21 protein-coding genes and 1 tRNA gene are annotated in these 21,435 nt (G+C 69.0%); 8 read left to right on the forward strand and 14 right to left on the reverse strand.

The window, feature by feature from the left end:
• Positions 1 to 30 precede the first annotated feature (30 nt).
• The 6 genes from ACSDQ9_RS07985 to ACSDQ9_RS08010 all read right to left on the reverse strand — a co-directional run bounded on the left by ACSDQ9_RS07985 (position 31) and on the right by ACSDQ9_RS08010 (position 6,227).
• Entirely contained in the window at positions 31 to 909 is an 879-nt protein-coding gene (locus tag ACSDQ9_RS07985) for an ABC transporter permease (RefSeq protein WP_435145828.1), read from the reverse strand.
• Positions 899 to 1,846: an ABC transporter ATP-binding protein gene (locus ACSDQ9_RS07990; RefSeq protein ID WP_435145830.1), complete on the reverse strand. Its 948-nt coding sequence runs from the start codon at positions 1,844 to 1,846 to the stop codon at positions 899 to 901. The genes ACSDQ9_RS07985 and ACSDQ9_RS07990 overlap by 11 nt, the downstream gene beginning before the upstream one ends.
• Positions 1,843 to 2,934, reverse strand: a complete 1,092-nt coding sequence (locus tag ACSDQ9_RS07995) for a LolA family protein (RefSeq protein ID WP_435145831.1) — start codon at positions 2,932 to 2,934, stop codon at positions 1,843 to 1,845. Before ACSDQ9_RS07995 ends, ACSDQ9_RS07990 begins: the two co-directional genes overlap by 4 nt.
• A 168-nt stretch (positions 2,935 to 3,102) precedes the next feature.
• On the reverse strand, positions 3,103 to 3,816 hold the full coding sequence (locus ACSDQ9_RS08000) for an EcsC family protein (protein ID WP_435145833.1): 714 nt from the start codon (positions 3,814 to 3,816) through the stop codon (positions 3,103 to 3,105).
• Between the two features lie 177 nt (positions 3,817 to 3,993).
• Positions 3,994 to 4,974 carry an N-acetylglucosamine kinase gene (locus tag ACSDQ9_RS08005; protein ID WP_435145835.1) on the reverse strand — a complete coding sequence of 327 codons (981 nt, stop codon included), beginning with the start codon at positions 4,972 to 4,974 and terminating at the stop codon, positions 3,994 to 3,996.
• Positions 4,971 to 6,227: a multidrug effflux MFS transporter gene (locus ACSDQ9_RS08010; RefSeq protein ID WP_435145837.1), complete on the reverse strand. Its 1,257-nt coding sequence runs from the start codon at positions 6,225 to 6,227 to the stop codon at positions 4,971 to 4,973. The genes ACSDQ9_RS08005 and ACSDQ9_RS08010 overlap by 4 nt, the downstream gene beginning before the upstream one ends.
• A 228-nt stretch (positions 6,228 to 6,455) precedes the next feature.
• Here ACSDQ9_RS08010 and ngcE point away from each other — a divergent pair, with 228 nt between their 5' ends.
• The 3 genes from ngcE to ACSDQ9_RS08025 are packed head-to-tail and all read left to right on the forward strand — an operon-like array spanning position 6,456 to position 9,753.
• Entirely contained in the window at positions 6,456 to 7,871 is a 1,416-nt protein-coding gene (ngcE, locus tag ACSDQ9_RS08015) for an N-acetylglucosamine/diacetylchitobiose ABC transporter substrate-binding protein (protein ID WP_435145839.1), read from the forward strand.
• Positions 7,868 to 8,854 (forward strand): carbohydrate ABC transporter permease, encoded by a 987-nt coding sequence (locus ACSDQ9_RS08020; protein ID WP_435145841.1) that lies wholly within the window; start codon positions 7,868 to 7,870, stop codon positions 8,852 to 8,854. The genes ngcE and ACSDQ9_RS08020 overlap by 4 nt, the downstream gene beginning before the upstream one ends.
• Positions 8,851 to 9,753 carry a carbohydrate ABC transporter permease gene (locus tag ACSDQ9_RS08025; protein WP_435145843.1) on the forward strand — a complete coding sequence of 301 codons (903 nt, stop codon included), beginning with the start codon at positions 8,851 to 8,853 and terminating at the stop codon, positions 9,751 to 9,753. Before ACSDQ9_RS08020 ends, ACSDQ9_RS08025 begins: the two co-directional genes overlap by 4 nt.
• A gap of 25 nt (positions 9,754 to 9,778) precedes the next feature.
• On the opposite strand, the gene ACSDQ9_RS08030 is transcribed toward ACSDQ9_RS08025, so the two are convergent.
• Positions 9,779 to 11,401, reverse strand: coding sequence for a helicase HerA-like domain-containing protein (locus ACSDQ9_RS08030; RefSeq protein WP_435145845.1), 1,623 nt, complete (start codon positions 11,399 to 11,401; stop codon positions 9,779 to 9,781).
• Between the two features lie 144 nt (positions 11,402 to 11,545).
• Here ACSDQ9_RS08030 and ACSDQ9_RS08035 point away from each other — a divergent pair, with 144 nt between their 5' ends.
• Positions 11,546 to 11,839, forward strand: coding sequence for a type II toxin-antitoxin system VapB family antitoxin (locus ACSDQ9_RS08035; RefSeq protein ID WP_435145847.1), 294 nt, complete (start codon positions 11,546 to 11,548; stop codon positions 11,837 to 11,839).
• 70 nt (positions 11,840 to 11,909) lie between these two features.
• Positions 11,910 to 12,458: a LytR C-terminal domain-containing protein gene (locus ACSDQ9_RS08040; protein ID WP_435145849.1), complete on the forward strand. Its 549-nt coding sequence runs from the start codon at positions 11,910 to 11,912 to the stop codon at positions 12,456 to 12,458.
• 163 nt (positions 12,459 to 12,621) lie between these two features.
• Here the strand turns inward: ACSDQ9_RS08040 and ACSDQ9_RS08045 are convergent, their stop codons facing one another.
• The 5 genes from ACSDQ9_RS08045 to ACSDQ9_RS08065 all read right to left on the reverse strand — a co-directional run bounded on the left by ACSDQ9_RS08045 (position 12,622) and on the right by ACSDQ9_RS08065 (position 16,261).
• Positions 12,622 to 13,056, reverse strand: coding sequence for a hypothetical protein (locus tag ACSDQ9_RS08045; RefSeq protein ID WP_435145851.1), 435 nt, complete (start codon positions 13,054 to 13,056; stop codon positions 12,622 to 12,624).
• A 332-nt stretch (positions 13,057 to 13,388) separates the two neighbouring features.
• Complete coding sequence (locus tag ACSDQ9_RS08050; protein WP_435145852.1) at positions 13,389 to 14,885, reverse strand: potassium/proton antiporter; 1,497 nt, start codon at positions 14,883 to 14,885, stop codon at positions 13,389 to 13,391.
• A gap of 113 nt (positions 14,886 to 14,998) precedes the next feature.
• Positions 14,999 to 15,083 (reverse strand) — tRNA-Ser (locus ACSDQ9_RS08055).
• Positions 15,084 to 15,175: 92 nt separating this feature from the next.
• Positions 15,176 to 15,613 (reverse strand): tRNA adenosine(34) deaminase TadA, encoded by a 438-nt coding sequence (tadA, locus tag ACSDQ9_RS08060; RefSeq protein WP_435146340.1) that lies wholly within the window; start codon positions 15,611 to 15,613, stop codon positions 15,176 to 15,178.
• A gap of 39 nt (positions 15,614 to 15,652) precedes the next feature.
• A complete protein-coding gene (locus ACSDQ9_RS08065) occupies positions 15,653 to 16,261 on the reverse strand; it encodes a tRNA adenosine deaminase-associated protein (RefSeq protein ID WP_435145854.1) in 609 nt (202 codons plus the stop codon).
• 124 nt (positions 16,262 to 16,385) lie between these two features.
• On the opposite strand from ACSDQ9_RS08065, the gene upp reads away from it, so the two are divergent.
• A complete protein-coding gene (gene upp, locus ACSDQ9_RS08070; protein WP_435145856.1) occupies positions 16,386 to 17,027 on the forward strand; it encodes a uracil phosphoribosyltransferase in 642 nt (213 codons plus the stop codon).
• A 24-nt stretch (positions 17,028 to 17,051) separates the two neighbouring features.
• Here the strand turns inward: upp and ACSDQ9_RS08075 are convergent, their stop codons facing one another.
• Entirely contained in the window at positions 17,052 to 17,660 is a 609-nt protein-coding gene (locus ACSDQ9_RS08075; protein ID WP_435145858.1) for a CueP family metal-binding protein, read from the reverse strand.
• Positions 17,661 to 17,776: 116 nt separating this feature from the next.
• Here ACSDQ9_RS08075 and ACSDQ9_RS08080 point away from each other — a divergent pair, with 116 nt between their 5' ends.
• Entirely contained in the window at positions 17,777 to 18,430 is a 654-nt protein-coding gene (locus ACSDQ9_RS08080) for a GNAT family N-acetyltransferase (protein WP_435145860.1), read from the forward strand.
• 34 nt (positions 18,431 to 18,464) lie between these two features.
• On the opposite strand, the gene ACSDQ9_RS08085 is transcribed toward ACSDQ9_RS08080, so the two are convergent.
• On the reverse strand, positions 18,465 to 19,979 hold the full coding sequence (locus ACSDQ9_RS08085; RefSeq protein ID WP_435145862.1) for a GMC oxidoreductase: 1,515 nt from the start codon (positions 19,977 to 19,979) through the stop codon (positions 18,465 to 18,467).
• A gap of 285 nt (positions 19,980 to 20,264) precedes the next feature.
• On the opposite strand from ACSDQ9_RS08085, the gene ACSDQ9_RS08090 reads away from it, so the two are divergent.
• Entirely contained in the window at positions 20,265 to 21,374 is a 1,110-nt protein-coding gene (locus tag ACSDQ9_RS08090) for a glycoside hydrolase family 172 protein (protein WP_435145864.1), read from the forward strand.
• The last annotated feature ends 61 nt before the right edge of the window (positions 21,375 to 21,435 follow it).

Raw genomic sequence — 21,435 nt, forward strand, 5'->3', positions numbered from 1 at the left:
CCGGCCCGGTGAGCGCCGGACGACCACGCCTCAGCTGGCGATGTCCTTGCTGGTGAACCGGGCCCAGGCCGCGACCAGCGCCACGGCCGTCCACCCGAGCGCGACCCACAGCCCGGTCACCGCCCGCGACCAGAGCGGCGGGTCGCGCAACACGTCGGTGAACTGCAGGAACCAGTGGGTGAGCAGGTAGGGCTGCAGCCACGACAACTGCGTGGTCGCCTCGGCCAACCAGCTGAGGATCACCACCACCATGCACCCGACGGTCACGCCCAACGGCTGGTCGACCAACGTCGACAGGAACAGCCCGACCGCTCCCACGGCCGTCATCATCAGCGCCAGGAACAGCGCCATCAGGGTCACTCGTCCGAGCGACTGGGCGAACGTGATCGACGTGCCCGACAGGGTCATCGACGGGCCTGCGCCGAACACCGCGAGCCCCACGACGAGCCCGACGACGGTGATCAGGAAGGTGCCCAGGAAGGCACCGGTCATCAGGCCGAGGAACTTCACGGCCAAGAGCCGCACCCGCCCGACGGGGGTGATCAGCAGGTAGCGCAGGGTGCCGGCGTGCGCCTCACCGGCAATGGCGTCGCCGGCGAGCAGTGACATCGCCATGGGCAGGAAGAAGGCCGACTCCATCATCAGCGCCAACATCGGGATCACCGTGCCGTTGGCCACCGAGACGATCAGGCCGCCGTCATCGCCCGAGGTCTTGATGGCGACCGCCATCACGATCGGCACCGCGGCCAGGATGAGCATGCCCAGTTGGTTGCGCCGCCGCGACAGCATCAGCGCGACCTCGCTGCGGTAGAGCCGCCAGAACGCCAGCCGCCTGCGCTGGGGTGGCACGGCCGGCTGCGGGGCCTCGGACTCGTCGACGGCCACGTCGTCCACCCGTTCAGCGGACATCGAATCCCTCCCCGGTCAGTTCCACGAATCGTTCCTCGAGGCTGTCGGAGTCGGCCTGGAACCCCAGCACCCTGGCCCCGGCCCCCACCAGGGCGGGCACGACCGCCTCGACCTCGTGGTCACCCAGGCGGGCGGTCACCTCAGCGGCCCCGGACGACGCGACCTCGCTGAGTCCCAGCCCGGTCAGCGCGCCGACGGCCAGGTCGGTGTCGGGCGTGGTCACCCGCACCCGCACCCCGTGGGCGCGGCGCAATGCCGCCAGCGAGTCCTGGGCGACCAGTCGTCCCTTGCTCATCACGCCGACGTGGCTGCACATCTGCTCGACCTCGGCGAGCAGATGGCTCGACACCAGCACGGTGGTGCCGTCGTGGGCCAACCCGGCCACCAGCGTGCGCACCTCGCGCGTGCCCTGCGGGTCGAGCCCGTTGGTGGGCTCGTCGAGCACCAGCAGGTCATGGGGCTGCAGCAGGGCCGCCGCGATGCCGAGCCGCTGCTTCATGCCCAGCGAGTAGTTCTTGACCCGCTTCCTGGCCGCCGCCGTGAGTCCGACCCGTTCGAGGGCGGCACCGATGCGCGCGGACGAGGTGCCCGGGTCGGCCGTCGCATCGGCGGCGTCGAGGCGGCGCAGGTTGTCGCGTCCGTTCAGGTGGAGGTGGAAGGCCGGGCCCTCGACGAGGGCACCGACCCGGGGAAGCACGCGTCCGGCCCGGGCGGGCATAGCCTCGTCGAGCAGGGTGACCGACCCGGCCGTGGGATGGATCAGCCCGAGCAGCATGCGGATGGTGGTGGTCTTGCCCGAACCGTTGGGGCCCAGGAAACCGTAGACGGCTCCCCGTGGGACGACCAGATCGACGTCGTCGACGGCGCGCTGCTGGCCGAAGGTCTTGGTCAGTCCCGAGGTGAGGACGGCGTGCAGGTGTTGCTCGGTGGCGGTCACTTCAGGGCCGCATAGAGCTGGGCTGCGGGCACCGCTCCGGCGGCGACCCGACCCTGATCGGTGACGACTACCGTGAACAGGGTGCCCTCGAAGATGCGTCCGCTGCCCCAGTCGCCCGAGACCTTCGGCAGCGTCTGCAGCACTCCGGTCAGCTCGGCCGGGGCTCCGGTGAGGTCACCGAGGCCGTTGGCGACGACGACGGTGCCCCAGCCCGACCCGGTGACGGTCGGCTTCTGGCCCGTGCGCTCGGGGGTCTGCACCGGCTTCTTCGGGGTGGTCGGCTTCGAGGCCTTGACGTCGGACTTCTCGGTCACCTTGGTGCCGGGGGGCGCGGTGAACGTGAACACCGAGGGGTCGGGCTGGGTGAACTGCAGCGAGGTGAACCCGATGTTGACCGCCGGGTCGCTCTGCCGCGTCGAGTAGACCTGCACCCGCAGCGGCTGATTGGTGGTGGCCTCGACCGCGATCGACACCTTCTTCACCAAGGTGGTGCCGTCCTTGGGGGTCAGGGTCAGGTCGTAGGCGGCGTGGCCGGCCACGGTCGTGGTGCCCGCGACGGTGACGGCGGTGGACTCGTCCGCGGTGGTGAGCAGCTTCTTGGCGGCCTCGGCGGGAGTGACGGTGAGCTCCTCGCGGGGGCCCTGACCGGCCGGGGTCTTCGAGTGGACGGCCTCGCGGTCGAGGGAGCTCCACACCCAGGTGTCGGTCGGGTTGGTGATGATCGCGGCCTCGCTGGTGCCGTCGACCAGCGCGAGCCGGCCGGACTGCTGACCGTCGTACCAGACGCGCCAGGTGTGGGTGCCCTGGGCCAGGTTCATCACGTCGAGGGTCGAGGGCTTCTGCACCCCACCGACCAGCTCGGGCAGGCCGATGTCCATCGTTTGGGTGATCTCACCCTGCATCGCCGCCGGCTTGGCCGCGATCACGTCGGCGACCAGCTTCTCGGCGGTGATGGCCGGGAGCGTCGGGTCGGCCTTCGCGCTGGTCTGCACCAGCGCCGGCACGGCCAGCGCGATCCCCAGCACGGCGACGGGAGCGACCCACCTGACGCGGGCACGCGGGGCCTTCTGGGCTGCCAAGTTCGTCATGCCTCCATTGTGCTCCCGCGATGGTAGGGCGTCGTCAGACCAAGGTCGTGACCTTGGGTGACGCAGATACGACTGCTCGACGCCGAAACCAGCCCTCTGGGGGCCAGATTCGGCGTCGAGCAGTCGCGATTGCGTCACCCTGCGGGTGGCGCTTCAGAGCGCGTCGGCTCAGAGCTTCGAGTTCACCGACAGCGGGAACTCGCGGCGGGCGTTGTCGGCGATGCGGTTCATCAGGTACAGGTCGAGCCCGCCGCCGATGACACCGCCCGCCAGGGGAACGAACTTGCCGAGCTTCGACAGGCCCTTGGTGGTGAGCTGGCGGATCAGCCGGAAGCCGATGCCCTTGTTGACCATCATCAGCGCCGCCTGCGGCAGCCGCTCGAGGGCGACGGCCGTGGCCTTGCCGGTGACCGGGTTCACGCCCACCTTCTGCAGCACGTCGTAGCCACCCGAACCCGACAGGGTGAGCAGCACCGCGGTGCGCACCTGCGCCTTGTCGAGGTCGTAGCCACGCAGGTGGGCGACACCGGCGACCATGCGGGTGCCGACGACGTAGAACTCCACGATGTTGGCGGGCAGGGCCACCGGCATGGTGACGAAACCACCCAGACCGGTCAGGAAACCGGCGCCGGCGGCGGTGCGCAGGTAGCCGGCGCACAGCTTGTTGATGGCCTTCTCGACGTCGCCGCCGCAGTCGGCCAGCACCTTGTCGGCCACGGTGGCGGCACTCTTCGCGGGGCCCTTGCCGTCGATCCCGACGGCCAGCAGCTGCTGGATCAGCCGGGTGGCGACGTCATCGCCGGCCCCATCGGTCGCGGCATCCATGGCCGGTCGCTGAGGGGCCTTGTCGCTCTTGTTGCCGAAGATGTCGAACAGTCCCATGAGGGTCCTCCTGTGCTGGGTTCGCGCGGGTGATGCGCGAGAGACTCGGCCCTGGTCGGCCACTGGTCCACAGACAAGATTTGCACGGAATCGGCCCAGCCACGGCGTGATTCGGCCCACAGCATGCCCGCCACGGGAGCTTTCAGGGTTTGCCCTGAACCCCTCGGGGTGGGTGCGTCAGCGGCCCGACGAGGCGGCCACCAGCGCGGCCCGTACGTTGTCGTCGGCGGGCAGCCCGGCCTCGCGCAGGGCGATCAGGGTGGCGCCGATCACGCCGTCGCCGGCGTACCGGGCTCGTCCGTCGAGTCGGGCGACCAACCGGTCACGGATTACCGAGTCGACTCCCGCGATCGACCCGGCGAGCACCACCTCGGCCTCGTCACCCGCACCCCCGGACGAGTCGCCGAGCCGGGTGAGCGCGGCGTCGAGCGTGCCCACCAGCAGGTCGGCGGCGTCGGCCAGGATGCGGTCGGCGACCGGGTCGCCCGCGGACTGCACCACTAGGGGCGCGAACCCCGCCAGTTGCGCCGGACGAAGGCCGTAGCAGTGCTCGATGACGGCCACCCGACGGGGGTCACCCGGACGATCGCGGTGCCGCGCCTCCTGCGGGGTGCGGGCCAGCACGAGATCGACCAGGGCGGAGGCGGGGCCTCGTCCGTCGATGGCGGCGAGCACATCGTGCACGGCGCGACGACCGATCCAGAAGCCCGCCCCGTCGTCACCCAGCAGCCAGCCCGCTCCGTCGACGAGCGCATCGATGCGGCCGTCGACGACCGTGGCGGCCACCGCCCCCGTGCCCGCGATCAGCACCACCCCGCGCTCGCTCGCCGTGCCCGAGAACCAGGCGCCGAGCTGGTCGGGGTGCACGGTGATCGCACCTTTGAGTCCGGCGGCGCGGGCGGCCTCGTCGAGCCCGGCCAACGCTCCCCCGGTGGCCGACCCGCCGGCCATCGTGAGCGCGACCGAGCCGACCTCCTCGACTCGTTCACCGACACAGCCGAGCACCGCCTCGAGCACGTGGCCGCGGGCCAGGTCGACGCCCGCCGAGTTGGGGTTGCCGGGGCCGGAGCGGCCGGTGCCGACGACGGCCGCCGTCGAGACGTCCCAGGCCAGCGCCTTGGTCGAGGTGCCGCCGGCGTCCACGCCGACAACGATCACGCGACACCCCCAGCCGAGGTGGCCCCCTGAGAGCCGGCCAGCTCGTCGGGCACCTCGGCGGGGACGGCCCGCAGGTGCCACAACCACAGCAGGAAGCCACCGAGCGAGAAGGCCGCCGACGCCAGCGCCAACTGCAACACGCTGCCGGTCACCAGCGGGGCGATCACGCCAGCCAGGGCGGCATTGAGCAGCAGCTGCAGGAACGACTGACCCGACGCCGCGGCCCCGCGCAGCAGCGGGAACAGGTCGAGCATCACCAGATTGACCACCGGGAAGCTGAGGGCCACCCCGAAGGCGATCAGCATCGGCCCGACGACCGCCCACGGCAGCTGCGGGGCACTCGGCAGGGCCGACAGGATCACGTTCAGCAGGCCTGCGCCGATGGCCAGGCAGTACCCGATGGTGGCGAGGCGCCGCCCCGAGATGCGCTCGGCCATGCGGGCGTTGATGAAGAAGCCCGCCATCATGCCGGCGATCATCGGCACGAAGAAGATCCAGAAGTCGCGTTCGCCCTTGCCGAGCAGGTCGACGATGAAGATCGGCGCCGCCGAGATGTAGAGGAACTGGGCGGCGAACGAGAACGCCGCCGCCACCCCCAACCGCAGGAAGATGCGGTTGGTGAAGACGGCCCGCAGGCCACGCAGCATGGTGGGCACCCGCAACGGCACCCGGCGCTCGGCGGGGTGGGTCTCCGGCAGCCCCAGCGAGACCAACCCCCACAGCACGGCGGCGAACACCACCAGGAACCAGAAGGTCAACCGCCAGTCGCCCACCAGCAGGATCCAGCCACCCATCACCGGCGCCAACGCCGGGGCGACGGCGAAGATCATCGACACCTGGGCCATCAGCCGTTGGGCCTGGGCACCCGCGAACAGGTCGCGGATGAGCGCGCGCGAGATGATCTGGCCGGCTCCGGCCGACAGCCCCTGCAGCGCGCGGAACGCGAGCACGACACCGAAGTCGGGGGCCAACGCGGCACCCGCCGAGGCCAGGGCGTACACGGCGAGGCCCGCCAGCATGACCGGCTTTCGTCCGACGGCATCGGAGATGGGGCCGTGGAACAGCGACATCACCGCGAACGAGACCAGGTAGACGCTGGTGAGCTGCTGCAGTGCCACCGTGTCGACGGTGAAGGCGCGACCGATCTGCGCGAACGCCGGGAACATCGTGTCGATGGTGAACGGACCGATCATGCCCAGCATCGCGATGATGATCGTCACGCCGAGGTGGTGGCGGTGCTGGGTCTGGGTCACCGGTTCATCCAAGCACAGCGGACGAGAGCGAACCGCCTCGTCCGAGGGCGCCACGGCCCGCCCTGAACCTCGCCCGTGGTTGAGTGAATCAACGCTCAAGCGATCAGTGTGCACCCCTTTGTCAGTGAGCGAATCGCTCGCCCCGGATCAACCCGGGGCGGGTGCTCCGCGCAAGGAAGGGCAACGCTGACGCCTCCCCCATCAATGACGATCGATTCTGGAGGAACCATGACCCCGATTCTCGAGACCAGCCCCTTCGGGCGGCGCGGTCTGCTGACCGGCGCCATCGCCGCTCTGGCCGTGGCGCCACTGGCGGCCTGCGCGACCGGTGGCGGCTCGGACGAAACCACCACCGACACCGGCGGCGCCGACAAGACAGACGACAACCCCTTCGGTGTCGCCGAGGACGCCTCGCTCGAGGCCGTGATCTTCAACGGCGGCTACGGCTACGACTACTGCACGTTCGCCGCCGACCAGATGAAGAAGAAGTTCCCCGGCCTGAAGGCCGAGGTGAAGCCCTCGACGCAGATCGCCCAGGAGCTGCAGCCTCGTTTCGTCGGCGGCACACCCCCCGATGTGGTCGACAACTCGGGCGCCGGCGCCATGGGCCTGGGAGCCATCCTCGACCAGCTGGCCGAACTCGACGACGTCTTCGAGGCCAAGAACTACGAAGGCACCCCGATCGCCGACACCCTCTTCCCAGGGGTGAAGGACCCCGGCGTCTACGACGGCAAGTTCAAGGTCATCAACTACGTGATGAGCGTCTACGGCATCTGGTACTCGGCCAGCCTCTTCGAGGAGAACGGCTGGACCCCGCCGAAGACCTGGGCCGAGGCACTCGAGCTCGGCGCCAAGGCGAAGGAGAAGGGCAAGTACCTGTTCCTGTGGGGCAAGGAAGCCGCCACCTACTACCAGACCCTGGTGGTCGACTCGGCCATCAAGGAGGGTGGCGACGAGGTGCGCCTGGCCCTGGAGAACCTCAAGGAGGGCTGCTGGTCGCTCCCGCAGGTGCAGGGAGCCATCCAGGGCCTGGAGGCCATCATCAAGGCCGGGTACATGAAGCCCGGCGGCCAGGGCACCCAGTTCACCGCCGCCCAGGCGCAGTGGTCGCAGGCCCAGGAAGCGCTGCTCTACCCCTCGGGCTCGTGGATCGAAAACGAGATGTCGAAGCAGACCAAGGACGGCTTCAAGATGACCGGCGTGCCCGAGTTGGCCGTCTCGGACAGCCCCGCGATGGGGCACGAGGCCGTGCGGGCAGCCGCCGGCGAACCGTTCATCGTGCCGGCCAAGGGCAAGAACGTCGCCTCGGGCAAGGAGTTCATGCGGGCCATGCTGTCGAAGGAGGCGGCCACCAACTTCGCCAAGACCCGGCTGTCGCCCACCATCGTGAAGGACACGGTGCCCGCGGACGGCTTCGGGTCGACGGCGCTGGTCTCGCAGACCACCATGCTCACCAACGCCGGCGACAAGACCTTCAACTGGCGCTTCGTGAGCTTGTACGGCACCAACAAGGACATGCTCGTGCCGTGGAACTCCTTCCTGGCCGGGCAGTTGGATGCCGCCGGGCTCACCAAGGCGCTGCAGGGGATCACCGACAAGGTGCGCAATGACGACTCGGTGAAGAAGATCGAGGTCACCAAGTGAGCGACGCCGTGCGGGGGGCCGCGGTCACCGCGGCCCCCCGCCGGCGGCGGCGCAACCGCTGGACCCTCGACCGGATCACCTTCATGGCCGCCTTCCTGGGCGTGCCGCTGGCGATCTACGTGATCTTCGTCGTCTCGCCGTTCGTGCAAGCCATCGGCTACTCGTTCACCAACTGGGGCGGCTACTCCAAGAAGATGGACTTCGTCGGCCTCGCCAACTACCAGCGGGTGCTCACCGACGACATCTTTCTCAAGGCGATGGGCAACAACTTCTTCTTCGCCCTGGTGCTGCCGATCTGCGTGATCGTGCTGGCCCTGGCGTTGGCCACCGTCATCACGGTCGCCGGACGATCCGTGGGCCAGACCCGCGGATTGCGCGGTGCGGGCCTCTACCGGGTGGTGTCGTTCTTCCCCTACGCCATTCCCGCCGTCGTGGTCGGCCTGATGTGGAGCCTGATCTTCGACCCCAACGGGCTCGTGAACGGCCTGCTGACCTGGCTCGGCCTGTCGTCCTTCGACGACTTCGCCTGGCTGGGCGAGGTGTCGACCGCCAAGGCCGTCACCACCTTCGTCATCATGTGGGGCTACATCGGCTTCTACATGATCTTGTTCATCGCGGCCATCAAGGGCATTCCCGCCGAGATTTACGAGGCCGCCCGCATCGACGGTGCCTCCCGCCTGCGCACCGCGGTGTCGATCACTCTTCCCCTGATCCGCGAGAACGTGCAGACCGCCTTCATCTACCTCGGCATCGCCGCGCTCGACCTGTATGTCTACGTGGCCGTGTTGAACCCGTTCGGTGGGCCCGACAACTCCACCCTGACGATGGCGCAGGTGCTGCTGAACACGGCCTTCGGCAAGAACCTGTTCGGGGTCGCCTGCGCGATGGGCGTCGTGATCGGACTGCTGACCATGCTCTTCGCGGCCATCGTGTTCGCGATCAACCGCCTCGCCGGAGGCAAGGACCAGGTGACGATGGCATGAGCGCTCCCAGCACCTCCACCCCGGCCCCCACTACGGCCCCGGCGCCCGCCCCATCTCCCGACGCGGCCAAGGGCGGCGACATCGCCTTCAGCGTCGGCGCGCACGTCGTGCTGGTGCTCTGGAGCCTGGTCGTCGTGCTCCCGATGCTGTGGACCCTGATGACCTCGTTCAAGACCACCCGCGAGATCTTCATCTCGCCGTTCTCGTGGCCGTCGTCGTTCAACGTGTCGAACTACACCGCGGCCTGGAACACCGCCGGCATCGGCGACTACTTCCTGAACACGATCGTCGTGGTCGGTTGCGCGCTGTTCCTGGTGATGCTGCTGGGGGCGATGTGCGCCTACGTGCTGGCGCGCTTCGAGTTCCCCGGTTCGCGGATCATCTACTACGTGCTGCTGGCCGGGCTGATGCTGCCGATCTTCCTGGCCATCGTGCCGCTGTTCTTCATCCTGCAGCAGCTGGGCATCAAGGACACCCTGTTCGGGTTGATCATGACCTACGTCGGCTTCGCGCTGCCGTTCACCGTGTTCTTCCTGTACTCGTTCTTCCGCACCCTGCCCTACGAGATCAGCGAGGCTGCGGCGATCGACGGCGCCGGCGAGTGGCGCACCTTCTTCCAGGTGATGCTGCCCATGGCCAAGCCGGGGCTCGCGTCGGTGGCGATCATGAACTTCCTCGGCCTGTGGAACCAGTTCGTGCTGCCCGTGGCGCTGAACACGAATCAGGACAACTACGTGCTCAGCCAAGGGCTCGCGAGGTTCACCTCGGACGCCGGCTACGCGGTCGACTTCGGCGCCATGTTCGCCGCCGTCGTGATCACCGTGGCGCCGGTGCTGCTGGTGTACCTGCTGTTCCAGCGCCAGCTGCAGGGTTCGGTCGCCCAGGGAACCATGAAATAAGGGGTCGGACGGCCCGTCGCCCCGGTCAGCGGCGCCTACGGGCCGTGCCGAAGATGGAACGGATGATCTCGTTCCCCGCGGTGCGGATGAACGACTTCACGACGGTATTGCCCATCACGTTCTCGACCGCCGACTTCTGGGCGCGGGTCGACCGTTGGCCCCGGGCAGCCTCGCGCTCGAGGCGGGCCCGCTCCTTCTCGTCTGCGGCCGCCTGCTTGGCGGCATCGGCCTGGGCCTGCTCGGCCTGCGCCTGGGCGGCCCCCTCCTCGAGCTTGCGGGCCAACATCTCGCGGGCGGAGTCGCGGTCGATGGCCTGCCCGTACTTGCCCTGCATCTGCGACTGCGCGACGCCTGCTCGCATGGCCGCTTCGTCCGTGGGTGCCATCAGCGTCTGCGGGGCGCGCATCCGCGTCCAGGCCACCGGGGTGGGGGCGCCGTCCGGGTCCATCACGGTGACGATCGCCTCGCCGATGCCCAGTTGCTGCAGCACCTCGGCCAGGTCGTAGGACGAGGTGGGGAACGTCTGCACCGTCTGCTTCAGGGCCTTCGCATCATTGGGGGTGTGGGCGCGCAGTTGGTGCTGCACCCGCGACCCCAGCTGGGCGAGCACGTCGTCCGGAACGTCCTTGGGGGTCTGGGTGACGAAGAAGACACCCACACCCTTCGACCGGATCAACCGGACGGTCTGCGCGATGGCGTCGAGGAACGCCTTCGAGGCGCCGTCGAAGAGCAGGTGGGCCTCGTCGAAGAAGAAGACCAGCTTCGGCTTGTCGACGTCGCCCACCTCGGGCAGGTCATGGAAGAGGTCGGCCAGCAGCCACATCAGGAAGGTCGAGAAGATGGCGGGCCGCGACTGCAGGTTGGGCAACTCCAGCAGCGAGATGACGCCTCGTCCGTCGCCGGTCACGTGCAGCAGGTCGCGGGTGTCGAACTCGGGTTCACCGAAGAAGGTGTCGGCCCCCTGGTCGCCCAGGGTGATCAGCGCCCGCAGGATCACCCCCACGGTCGCCGCCGAGACACCGCCGATGTTCTTCAGTTCCTGCTTGCCCTCGTCGGAGGTGAGATGGGTGAGCACGGCCCGCAGATCGGCCAGGTCGAGCAACGGCAGACCGGCCTGGTCGGCGTAGTGGAAGACGAGGCCGAGGGTCGACTCCTGGGTGTCGTTGAGCTCGAGCACCTTCGACAGCAGGATCGGCCCGAACGACGACATGGTGGCCCGCAGCGGCACCCCGATGCCCTCGCCGCCGAGGGCGTAGAACTCGACAGGGGCAGCGATCGGCTGCCAGTCCTGACCGATCTTCTGGGTGCGCGCCAGCAGCTTCTCGTTCGACTCACCGGGTGAAGCCAGCCCCGACAGGTCGCCCTTGATGTCGGCGGCGAAGACGGGCACGCCGGCCGCCGAGATCTGCTCGGCCATCAGCTGCAACGTCTTCGTCTTGCCCGTGCCGGTGGCGCCGGCCACCAGTCCGTGACGGTTCAGCATGCTCAGGGGGATGCGGATCTTCGCGTCGGGCACCGGGGTGTCATCGGCCATCAGCACCCCCAGTTCGATGCTGGCCTCCTCGAAGGTGTAGCCCCGGGTGATGGAATCCACGATGGCCTTCGTGCCGGTGGAGTCGGTTCCCGGCGGGGTCGCGTCAGTGCTCATGACAAGGAATCTAATCCACCCCTCGGCGGCCCACACCCCGGAAGCTGAGACAGGGCTGACAGAACCCCAAGGAGTTGGTCACGGCTTGAGCACGGCTTGAGGGTCGGTCCTTGATGCAGGCCATCGGCTGGCTAGAGTGACCGAGTGATCTTCAAGCGTGTGGGTGACACCCGGCCCTATCCCGACCACGGGTATGTGCAGAAGCAGTGGGCGGCCATCGCCCCCCACCAGGTGCGGCTCGACGAGTTGGTGACCACGAAGCGCACCCTCGATCTCGAGGCGTTGCTCGAGGACGACAGCACCTTCTACGGCGATCTCTTCGCCCACGTGGTCAGCTACCGCGGCGAACTCTTCCTCGAGGACGGCCTGCACCGCGCCCTGCGCGCGGCGCTGCAGCAGAGGCAGACGATGCACGCCCGCGTGCTCGAACTGAACTGACCGCACCCCGGGCGGACGACTTGCCCGCCCCCACCCCGACCCAGCCGCCGAGGACAGGAGACACGACCAGATGCGCATCGTGCGGATGATCGCCACCCCCGTGCTGCTACTCGGCCTGCTCGGCCTACTCACGTGGGGAGCGTGGTGGGGCTACAAGAACGTGATGGCACCCGTGCCCGAGCACCTGCCCGACCCGTGCGTGACGCAGAAGGTTCCGCAGAAGCTCGAGGCCAAGCAGGTCACCGTCAGCGTGTTCAACGGCGGCTACAAGGCTGGCCAGGCCAATTCCGTCGCCAAGGCGTTGAAGGCCAAGGGGTTCATCATCAAGCACGTCGACAACACCGATGAGCGGGTCAAGCAGACCGTCATCGTCGGCGCCGCGGCCGCCAACCCCGAGGTGAAGCTGGTCGCCGGCCACTTCAAGGGCGCCACCATCAAGGCGGACGATCGTCCCGACCACACCGTCGACGTGCTGATCGGCACCGAATACGCCGGCATGAACGACAAGGGTGCCCTGTGGATCGCGGTTCCGGGCGGCGAGGTCTGCCTGCCCACCTCGGCCACCCCCACGCCGTCGGGATCGCCCTCGGGTTCTCCGTCGGCCACTCCCACCCGCTGAGCCGGCCCCCGTCACGCGATGGCATTGTCTGCCACGAGGCCCGTCCGGCCCCGCGGCAAGGGTCGACCCAAGCACCCGCGGCAGATTCGACTGGGCTGCCCCACACTGCAGACCAGCCGTTGGCCCCACTCGCCCCGACCAGCGCCACCAACGTCTTCAGCAGCTAAAGCCGATTGGCGGCCCCGCCGGAGAAGCTTGGGAACTCATCATCTCGATCCACCCGAACCACATCCAAGTCCAGCGCCAGCAAATCTTGCACTGCACCAGCCGAGCATCCAATCCCCGCCCAGTGCAGGTCCACGTCGTTGGTGACGATCCAGCTGTGGTCTGCGGGCCACATCAGGGCTGGCAGTTCGCCCGCGTCCAACGACGCCCAGCCAGGGGGAGTGTGATCGAGACCCCCTGCAAACGTGTAGTAGGAGCGATCATCAGTGCCGATGCTGCACTCGGGGGAATGATTGAGGTCGCACCAGCCGTCCCAGACGCAGAAGAAGACTCGATGTGGCGTGCTCGTATGTCGTGACAAGACACCCAAGACCCCGCTGAGCTGTTGACCTTCGCTCAGGTGATCGGGTGGCAGTTGCACGTCGTGTTCCATTTGTCCGGGCCACTGGGGGTCCGGGATGAAGCGTAGTCGTGCATACGTCTCAAACCGTCGGGGACCGAATCTAGCCGTTTCAGGCCAAGAGCGGTCATCAAGGCCAAGCCATTGAACTTCGTCTTGGGGCAACCTCGAAGGCACGCGCATGCTGCCATCATGGCCCCCTCGCGCAGTCCGGTCAGGTGCTCGTCTCTGGTGAGGGGTGGTCGGTGCGGCCTCGACCGTGGTCAAACTGCAGCAGCTGAGGCCCATCGATCCGCACCAGGGATCGATGGGCCTCAGCTGCTGCGGTTTGACCACTCCCCGCTACCAACCGGCGACGGCAGGGGTCAGTCGGCGCGGATCCCGTTCCACCGGGCCAGGCGGCCACCTCGTCCGATCTCGGTGAGCCGCACCTCGACCTTGGCGCGCTGCTGGCTCGGGGTGATGATCATCAGCTCGTCGCCCACCTCGAGTCGGTCGCGACCGGCGGGGGCGAAGGGGGTGTCGTCGCGGATCACCAGCGAGACGACCGCGTTCTTCGGCAACCGCAGCTCACGCACGCTGACACCAGCCAACTTCGACCCGACCGGAACCCGCACCTGCAACAGGTCGGCGCGCAGCCGGTCGAGCGGTGCGGCCTCGATGTCGACATCGGTGGGCCCGTGCGGGTCGAGCAGCCCCAGCCGCTTGGCCACCCACGGCAACGTCGGCCCCTGCACGAACGTGAACACGATCACCAGCACCAGCACCGTGTCGAACAGTTGCTGCGCCCCCGGAACCTCGGCCGCCAGCGGGATCGTGCACAAGATGATCGGCACCGCTCCGCGCAGACCAGCCCAGCTCATGAACACCTGCTCGCGCCACGGCACCCGGAACCAGGCCGCGACCACCGCCACCGACAACGGACGAGCCACCACGATCAGGAACAGCCCCAGCACGAGGGCGCCGCTGACCACGGCCCAGGTGATGCGACCGGGGCTGGCCAGCAGCCCGAGCATGACGAACAGACCGATCTGGGCGATCCACCCGACCCCCTCGGCGAAGGCACGCACCGATTGCCGGTGCGGCAGCTGTGAGTTGCCGAGCACCACTGAGGCCACGTAGGCGGCGGCGAACCCCGAGACGTGCAGCACCTCGGCCAGCTCGTAGACCCCGAAGGCCCAGGCGACGGCCGCGATGGCGTACAGACCGGACGACGGCAGCTGCACCCTGCGCATCACCCAGGCCGCCACGAAGCCGACCACCAGCCCCAACACCTGCCCGGCCAGCAGTTCGACGACCACGAGCAGCACCGCCATCCACCACCCGCCCTCGGGTGCGTGGCCCAGCGCCACCCCGGTCGCGGCGGTGACGATCAGCACGGTGGGGGCATCGTTGAGGCCCGACTCGGCCTCCAGCGAGGCCCGCAGTCGCCCCGGGATCGGCACGTTGCGCAGCACCGAGAAGACTGCTGCCGCATCGGTCGAGGCGACGATGCCACCCAACACGATCGAGACCGCCGGCGACAGCCCGAAGACGTAATGGCCGAATCCGCCGACCAGGGCGACCGTCACCCCGACACTGACCGTGGCCAGCAGCATCGACATGCCGACGGCCGGCCTGATCTCGTCCCACTTGGTGGTCAGACCACCCTCGGCCAGGATCACCACCAGCGCCGCGAAGCCCAGCTCGGCGGCGAGGCGGGTGTCGCTGAAGGCGATGCCGAGGATCGAGTCGCCGAGCACCATGCCCACCCCGAGGAACAGCAGCAGCGCCGGCAGACCCACCCGCGCCGACAACCGCGCCGCGCCGATCGCGACGAGCGTGACCGCAGCCGCGAGCAGCAGGGCGTGGTCAAGGCTCACGGGCGGCCCTCTCTGTCGGGGCGGGTGGCGGGAAGCTGGTCGAAACTTACCGCAGGGCAGCCGGCAGAAAGAGAACTCCCGGGCCCTTGGACGGGACCCGGGAGTTCACTCGGCGGTGACGGAGGGATTTGAACCCTCGGTGGCTTTCACCACACTCGCTTTCGAGGCGAGCTCTTTCGGCCGCTCAGACACGTCACCGCCGAAAACCATAGCGCGGACGAGTCCCCTGCCGCCAATCGAGCCCCCTGGCAGCCCGTGACCCGAGCATCACTGTGGCCCTGGCACGGGGGTCAGCCGGCGCGGTGGCCGGCGAAGAACTGCCGCAGCAGGGCGGCGCTCTCGTCCGCCAGCACCCCGCTGACCACCTCGGGGCGGTGGTTCAGTCGCGGGTCGCGCACGACGTCGAACAGGGACGACACCGCCCCCGCCTTCTCGTCGAAGGCGCCGAAGACGAGGCGGCCGACCCGGGCGAGCACCAGGGCGCCGGCGCACATCGTGCACGGTTCCAGGGTGACCACCAGCGTGCAGCCCTCGAGCCGCCACTCGCCGGTGTGCTCGGCGGCGCGGCGCAGGGCCACCACCTCGGCGTGCGCGGTCGGGTCGCCGTGGCGCTCGCGTTCATTGTGGGCGCGCGCGATCACTCGTCCATCACGATCGAGCACCACCGCCCCGATCGGCACGTCACCGTGCTCGAGCGCCGCCCGGGCCTCGGTGAGCGCGTGCCGCATCGGCTCGTCCCACTTGCTCATCAGCCCAGTGGTGCCGCGTCAGCCCAGTTGGGCGGCGGCACGCTGGAACTGCGGCCCGAACTTGATGCGGTTGGCCAACCTGGCCAGCTGGTCGTCCGAGCTCTCGTCGAGGTCTTCGAGCAGGTTCTCGAGTTCGAACTCGCTCACGCCCAGGTCGGCCAGCATGTCGAGGTCGCCGACCAACTCGGCATCGTCATCGTCGTCATCGGAGACATCGACGCCCAGGTAGTCGACCACGTCGCGGGCGATCGGCCACTCCTGCGCGGCCAGTGAGTCAGACAGCATCGCCTGCACGTTGCGTCCGCGCACGCGCACCAGCACGAAGAACTCACCGGCAATCGACACCGCACCCAGCGAACCGGCGTCGCCGGGAAGCCGGCGCAACTGGTCGATCAGTTCATCGAGGTCGTTGGCCAGTTCGGGCGCCAGCGACTGGGCGACGGGCAACCCGTCCTCGCGGTAGAGGGCCACGACGCAGTCGATGTCTTCGACGGTGGCGTCTTCGAGGTCGTCGTCGTAGTCGTCGTCGTCCTCGTCATCATCGTCGTCGTCCTCGACTTCCTCGAGGTCGAGATCGTCGAGGTCGTCGTCATCGCGGGTGAACACGTCGTCACCGTCGGCGGTCATGGCGTCCTCCTTCACCCGCCCGGACGAATCCCCGACCACTCGGGACGGACGTGCCTCCATCGTGCCATGTCGCGACGGCGAGGTCACCCGGGTATGAGAGGCAGCCGTGTGGGACAGTGGGGGCGTGGAACTCAAAGTCGTCGAACACCCACTCGTGGATCACAAGCTGACCCTGCTGCGCAAGAAGGACACCGACTCGACCACCTTCCGCCAACTGGTGGAGGAACTGGTCACCCTGCTCGCCTACGAGGCCACCCGCGAGGTGCGCGTCGAGCAGTACGAGATCGAGACGCCGGTGGCGCCGACGCTTGGCACCCGACTGTCTCGCCCCGCCCCGCTGGTGGTGCCGATCCTGCGGGCCGGGCTGGGCATGCTCGAGGGCATGATGAAGCTGGTGCCGACCGCCGAGGTCGGGTTCGTGGGCATGGCCCGCAACGAAGAGACGTTGCAGCCGGTGACCTATGCCGAGCGCCTCCCCCACGACCTCACCGGGCGTCAGTGCTACGTGCTCGACCCGATGCTGGCCACGGGTGGGTCGCTGGGTGGCACGGTGAAGTTCCTGGTCGATCGCGGCGCCGACCACATCACCTGCATCTGCCTGCTGGCCGCCCCCGAGGGGATCGCGAACTTCGAGGCGCTGGTGGGAGACCTCGACGTGCCCTGCACGCTGGTGGTCTCGGCCGTCGACGAGCGCCTCAACGAGCACGGCTACATCGTGCCCGGGCTGGGCGACGCCGGCGACCGGCTCTACGGCCTGGCCGAGTGAGCCTGCCCCCTCTTGCGGATGGGGTCAGTTGATCTGCAGGTTGGTCAGGCAGGTGGCGCCCTTCGGGTCGGACGAGAAGGCCACCTGACCGCGCTTGCTCGAGCAGGCCACCTCGACCGTTCCCTTGAGCCCGCGGGGCACCCAGAAGCCCACGAAACCATTGGCGTGGGTGACGGCGTCGGTGTCGACCAACACCACCCCCTTGGCGCTGGTGATGGTGACGTGCACCGGCTCGTCGGGCAGTTCGCCGGAGCAGGATCCCGCCGCATGGACGTGACACTCGTGGGTGGTCGCCTCGAACGGGGCGATCGCCAGGTAGTGACGCCCCCCGGTCAGCGGAACCACGAGCTCACTGCGGTCGTCCGTCAGCACCACCGAGGTCGAGCGCACCTTGGCCCGTAACGACAGCGGTCGCGGCCGGGGGTCGCGATCGAGGGCCTCGACCACCTCTTCGACCGTCCGGCCCGCGAGCCCGTGGCGACCCAATAGAGCGGCGAGGTCGTCGGTGACCGCCGCCGCCCCGGCAGCCACTGACGACGACGAGGCGGTGGATCGTCCGCAGGCTGCCGTCGACGCGAGCGCACTGACCAACGCGCCCACGGCGAGGCCGCGGCGGGTCAGAACGGTGGTCACGGGGCAGCTCCTTCGAAACGATTCAGCGACAGTCTGCCCCCAAACCCGCCACACCCCCAAGGGGGGTCCGCGAAATGCACTGTTCGGCGGCTCCGGCGCTCTGGCAGGGTGACCCCATGGCCACTCTCATCGACCTGTTCCCGCCCGCCGGGGTGCGGGTGCGCTGCGGCGACCTCGAACTGCGGTGGTTGTCGGACGACGACCTGCCCGCCCTCGTCGAGGTGGCCCGGGCGGGGGTGCATGCGCCCGACTTCATGCCGTTCCAGCATCCGTGGACCCTGGCCGACCCCGCCGACCTGCCGGCCAACACGCTGCGTTTCCTGTGGTCGAGGCGAGCGGCGATCACCCCCGACGACTGGGAGCTGACCCTGGGGGTCTTCGAGAACGGCCGCGTGGTCGGGGTGCAGGGACTCTCGGGTCGCCACTTCGCCACCGTGCGCGTCGCCACCACCGGGTCGTGGCTCGGCCTCGCCTTCCAGGGGCGAGGCATCGGCACCCGCATGCGGCAGTTGGCGTGCGCGCTCGCGTTCGATCAGCTGGGTGCCGTCGAGTGTCGTTCCGGTGCCTTCACCGACAACCAGCCCTCGCTCGGGGTGAGCCGCAAGGTGGGTTACCGGATCGCCGACACCACCCGCGAACCTCGCGCCGACGAGCGCGGGTGGCAGACCCACCACGCGCTGGTGCTGACCCCGGAGGCATTCGTCCGCCCCGACGAGCCGATCAGCTACGCGGGCGTCGACGCCTTCCGGGCCTTCGTGGGCCTCGACTGAGCTCCCTGGCCGACCTCGTGGGGGTGGGGTCTGGTCACAGCTCGGAGGCCAGCTGGCGGGCTGCCCGCCAGGCCAGCGCCACCGAGGTGAGCGTCGGGTTGCACGCCGTCGAGGTCGGAATGACCCCGTTGCCGCCCACGTACAGTCCGTCGACGTCCCACACCTTCAGCCACGGGTCGCAGACCGAGCTGCCGTCGTTGGTCTCACCCATGCGCACCGTGCCCTGGTAGTGCAGGGACGAGCCGCCGGCCGCCTCGGTGGGAGGCATGGTGATGGTGCCGATGCGTTCGCCCATCCGGGTCGAATTCGCCTTCATGTCCGCAAGGGTCTGCTCGTCGACCGCCGACCGGCCGTAGCGAATGCGCATCTTCGGCATGCCGTAGAAGTCGGTCTCGGTGTCGGAGAACTCGACCGCGTCCTGCTCGCGCAGATCCTTCGCGCCGTACCAGGCCAGCAGGGCGAACTTGGAGTGTTCGTGCTGGTCGTCGGCGTCGGCGAAGGCCGAGTTGGCCAGCAGGATCGTGCCTCCCTGCATGGGGCGGTCGTCGGAGAACGGGACGATCGGCTGCACGATGTCGCGGGGGCCGTGCTCGAAGTGGTCGGGATTGAACTCCTCGGAGAGCTGGACGAAGGTGTTCACCTGGAAGTGCTCGTTGAGGGTCTTGCCCAGCATCGGCGGGCGCACCCCCGAGGCGAACAGCACCTGCGGGGTGCGCAGGCCGTCAGCACAGACGATGACCCGGTCGGCGCGCACCTCATAGCTCTCGCCGGTGACGCGGTTGACCAGTTCGGCGCCCACGGCTCGTCCGTTCTCGACGATCACCCGCTTGGCGAGGGTCTCGGAGCGCAGCTCGAAGCCGGGCACCTCGGACTCGAGGTCGCCCAGAATGGCGCCGGAGCCCGAGAAGACGAGCTTCTGGGTGCCGTCGGCGGCCTGCTCCCAGTGGGTGGCGGTCGGCATGAACTGGGCCGGGGTGAGGCCGGGGCCGTCGAAGACCTCGGCCATGGCCTGCCGGACGACCTCGGCGAGGCCGTGGCCCGGAACCGGCGGGGTGGTTACCTGCAGCAGCTGTTCGGCCTTGTCGAGGGCCTCGTCGAGCTCGTTCTCGGGAATGAAACCGATGCGCTCGGACTGGCTCGGGCGCGGGCACGAGGTGCCCCAGTGGATGCCCATGCCACCGACGCCGGAGGCCATGCTGGCGGCCGGCAGGCCGACCTCGCCGTCGCCGCGCTCGGGACGCGGGTCGAGGAAGAACAACCCGGGCAGAATGGTCAGCCGGAACTCCAGGCTGGGGTCCAGGCCGGGGGCGATGTCGTCGAGCGCGTCGGCGCGGACGATGCCCCGGTCGGGCCCCTGGGTGCGCAGTTCGGCGGCGTGGCGGTCGTCCGCGGACTTGTTGCGGGTGTGGTCGCCGCGGGTACCGGGGATCTCGGGGCCGACCTCGACCATCAGCAGGGACAGGTCGGGCTTGGCCTCGCCGAGGGTTCGTGCCCAGGTCGACCCGACGGGTCCGGAGCCAATGATGAGCACGTCGACGGATTCAGTCATGCGGATGCCTCGAAGCAACAGTGGTGGGAGGTCGGCGGGAAGGGTGCCACGGCAGACCTTGGGTGCGGTCTCACTGTAGTGCCGTCGACGAGGGTGGTGCGCGTTCGGACGGCCCGTCGAGACCACTCCCGGTTCGGTCGGTCGCCGGTTCAGCCCCTCCCGTCGTCTGCCGCCTCTTGTCTCGTTTGCCCCCTGGTGCAACGTGGGCAGATGCCACGAGAGGCGGCAGATGGCTCTTCGGACGATTCGCGGCGAACCTGGGCGCCAGCTGACAACGTGGGACACATGAGTTCACCGCAGCACCCCACGTTCAACGGCCTGGGCACCCACCTGGGCAACCTCGCCCTGCTCTCCCCCGCGCTCACCCGCTCGATCAGCGCCGAGAACCCGACGGGGGCCAAGGGCGAAGGCGGCAAGGCCACCGAGGGCACCGGGGCGGTCGTCGCCCGTGAGCTGGGCCAGGGGTGGAAGGTCTCCCCCTCCATCGACATCGCCGGGCACCAGACCGTGGTGCTGGCCGACATCGAGGGCCCCGGCTGCATCCAACACCTCTGGCTCACCGTGCACCCGACCTGGTGGCGACGGCTGGTGCTGCGGATGTACTGGGACGACGAGGAGACCCCCTCGGTCGAGGTGCCGCTGGGTGACTTCTTCGCCATGGGCTGGTGCGAGCGCGCCAACGTCAACTCGATGCCCATCGCCGTCAACCCGGCCGGCGGCTTCAACTCCTACTGGCAGCTGCCGTTCCGCCGCCGCGCCCGGATCACCGTCGAGAACCTGGTCGGCGACGAGTGCCGCGGCTTCTACTACCAGGCGACCTACGCCCTCACCGATGTGCCCGATGACGCGGCCTACTTCCATGCCCAGTGGCGCCGGTCGAACCCGCTGGCCCGGGGCGCGGTGCACACGCTGCTCGACGGGGTTCGCGGGCAGGGGCACTACGTCGGCACCTACCTGGCGTGGCAGGCGAACAACAACGGCTGGTGGGGTGAGGGCGAGGTCAAGTTCCACCTCGACGGCGACGAGTGGCCGACCATCTGCGGCACCGGCACCGAGGACTACTTCGGCGGGGCCTGGAACTTCGAGCAGCCGCCGGGACAGTACGGCACCTACTCGACGCCGTGGCTGGGCCTGCCGCAGGTGATCCAGCCCGAGCCTCCGTATCGCATGAACCAGCGATTCGGGCTGTACCGCTGGCATGTGCCCGACCCGATCAGGTTCTCGTCCGACCTCAAGGTGACCGTGCAGGCGCTGGGTTGGGGCACCGAGCGCGACGGCCAGGGGCGGTACCTGCCGCTGCGCGACGACATCGCGTCGACGGCGTTCTGGTACCAGAGCGAACCGCACGCCCCGTTCCCGACCCTGGGTTCGGTGGACGACCTCGAGGTGGTCTGAGCGCAGGTCCCCGTCAGGCCACCAACGACTCAGGCCACCAACGAGTCAGGCCGCCAACGAC

This window comes from Aestuariimicrobium soli (assembly GCF_051192575.1).
Taxonomy (GTDB): Bacteria; Actinomycetota; Actinomycetes; order Propionibacteriales; family Propionibacteriaceae; genus Aestuariimicrobium; species Aestuariimicrobium soli.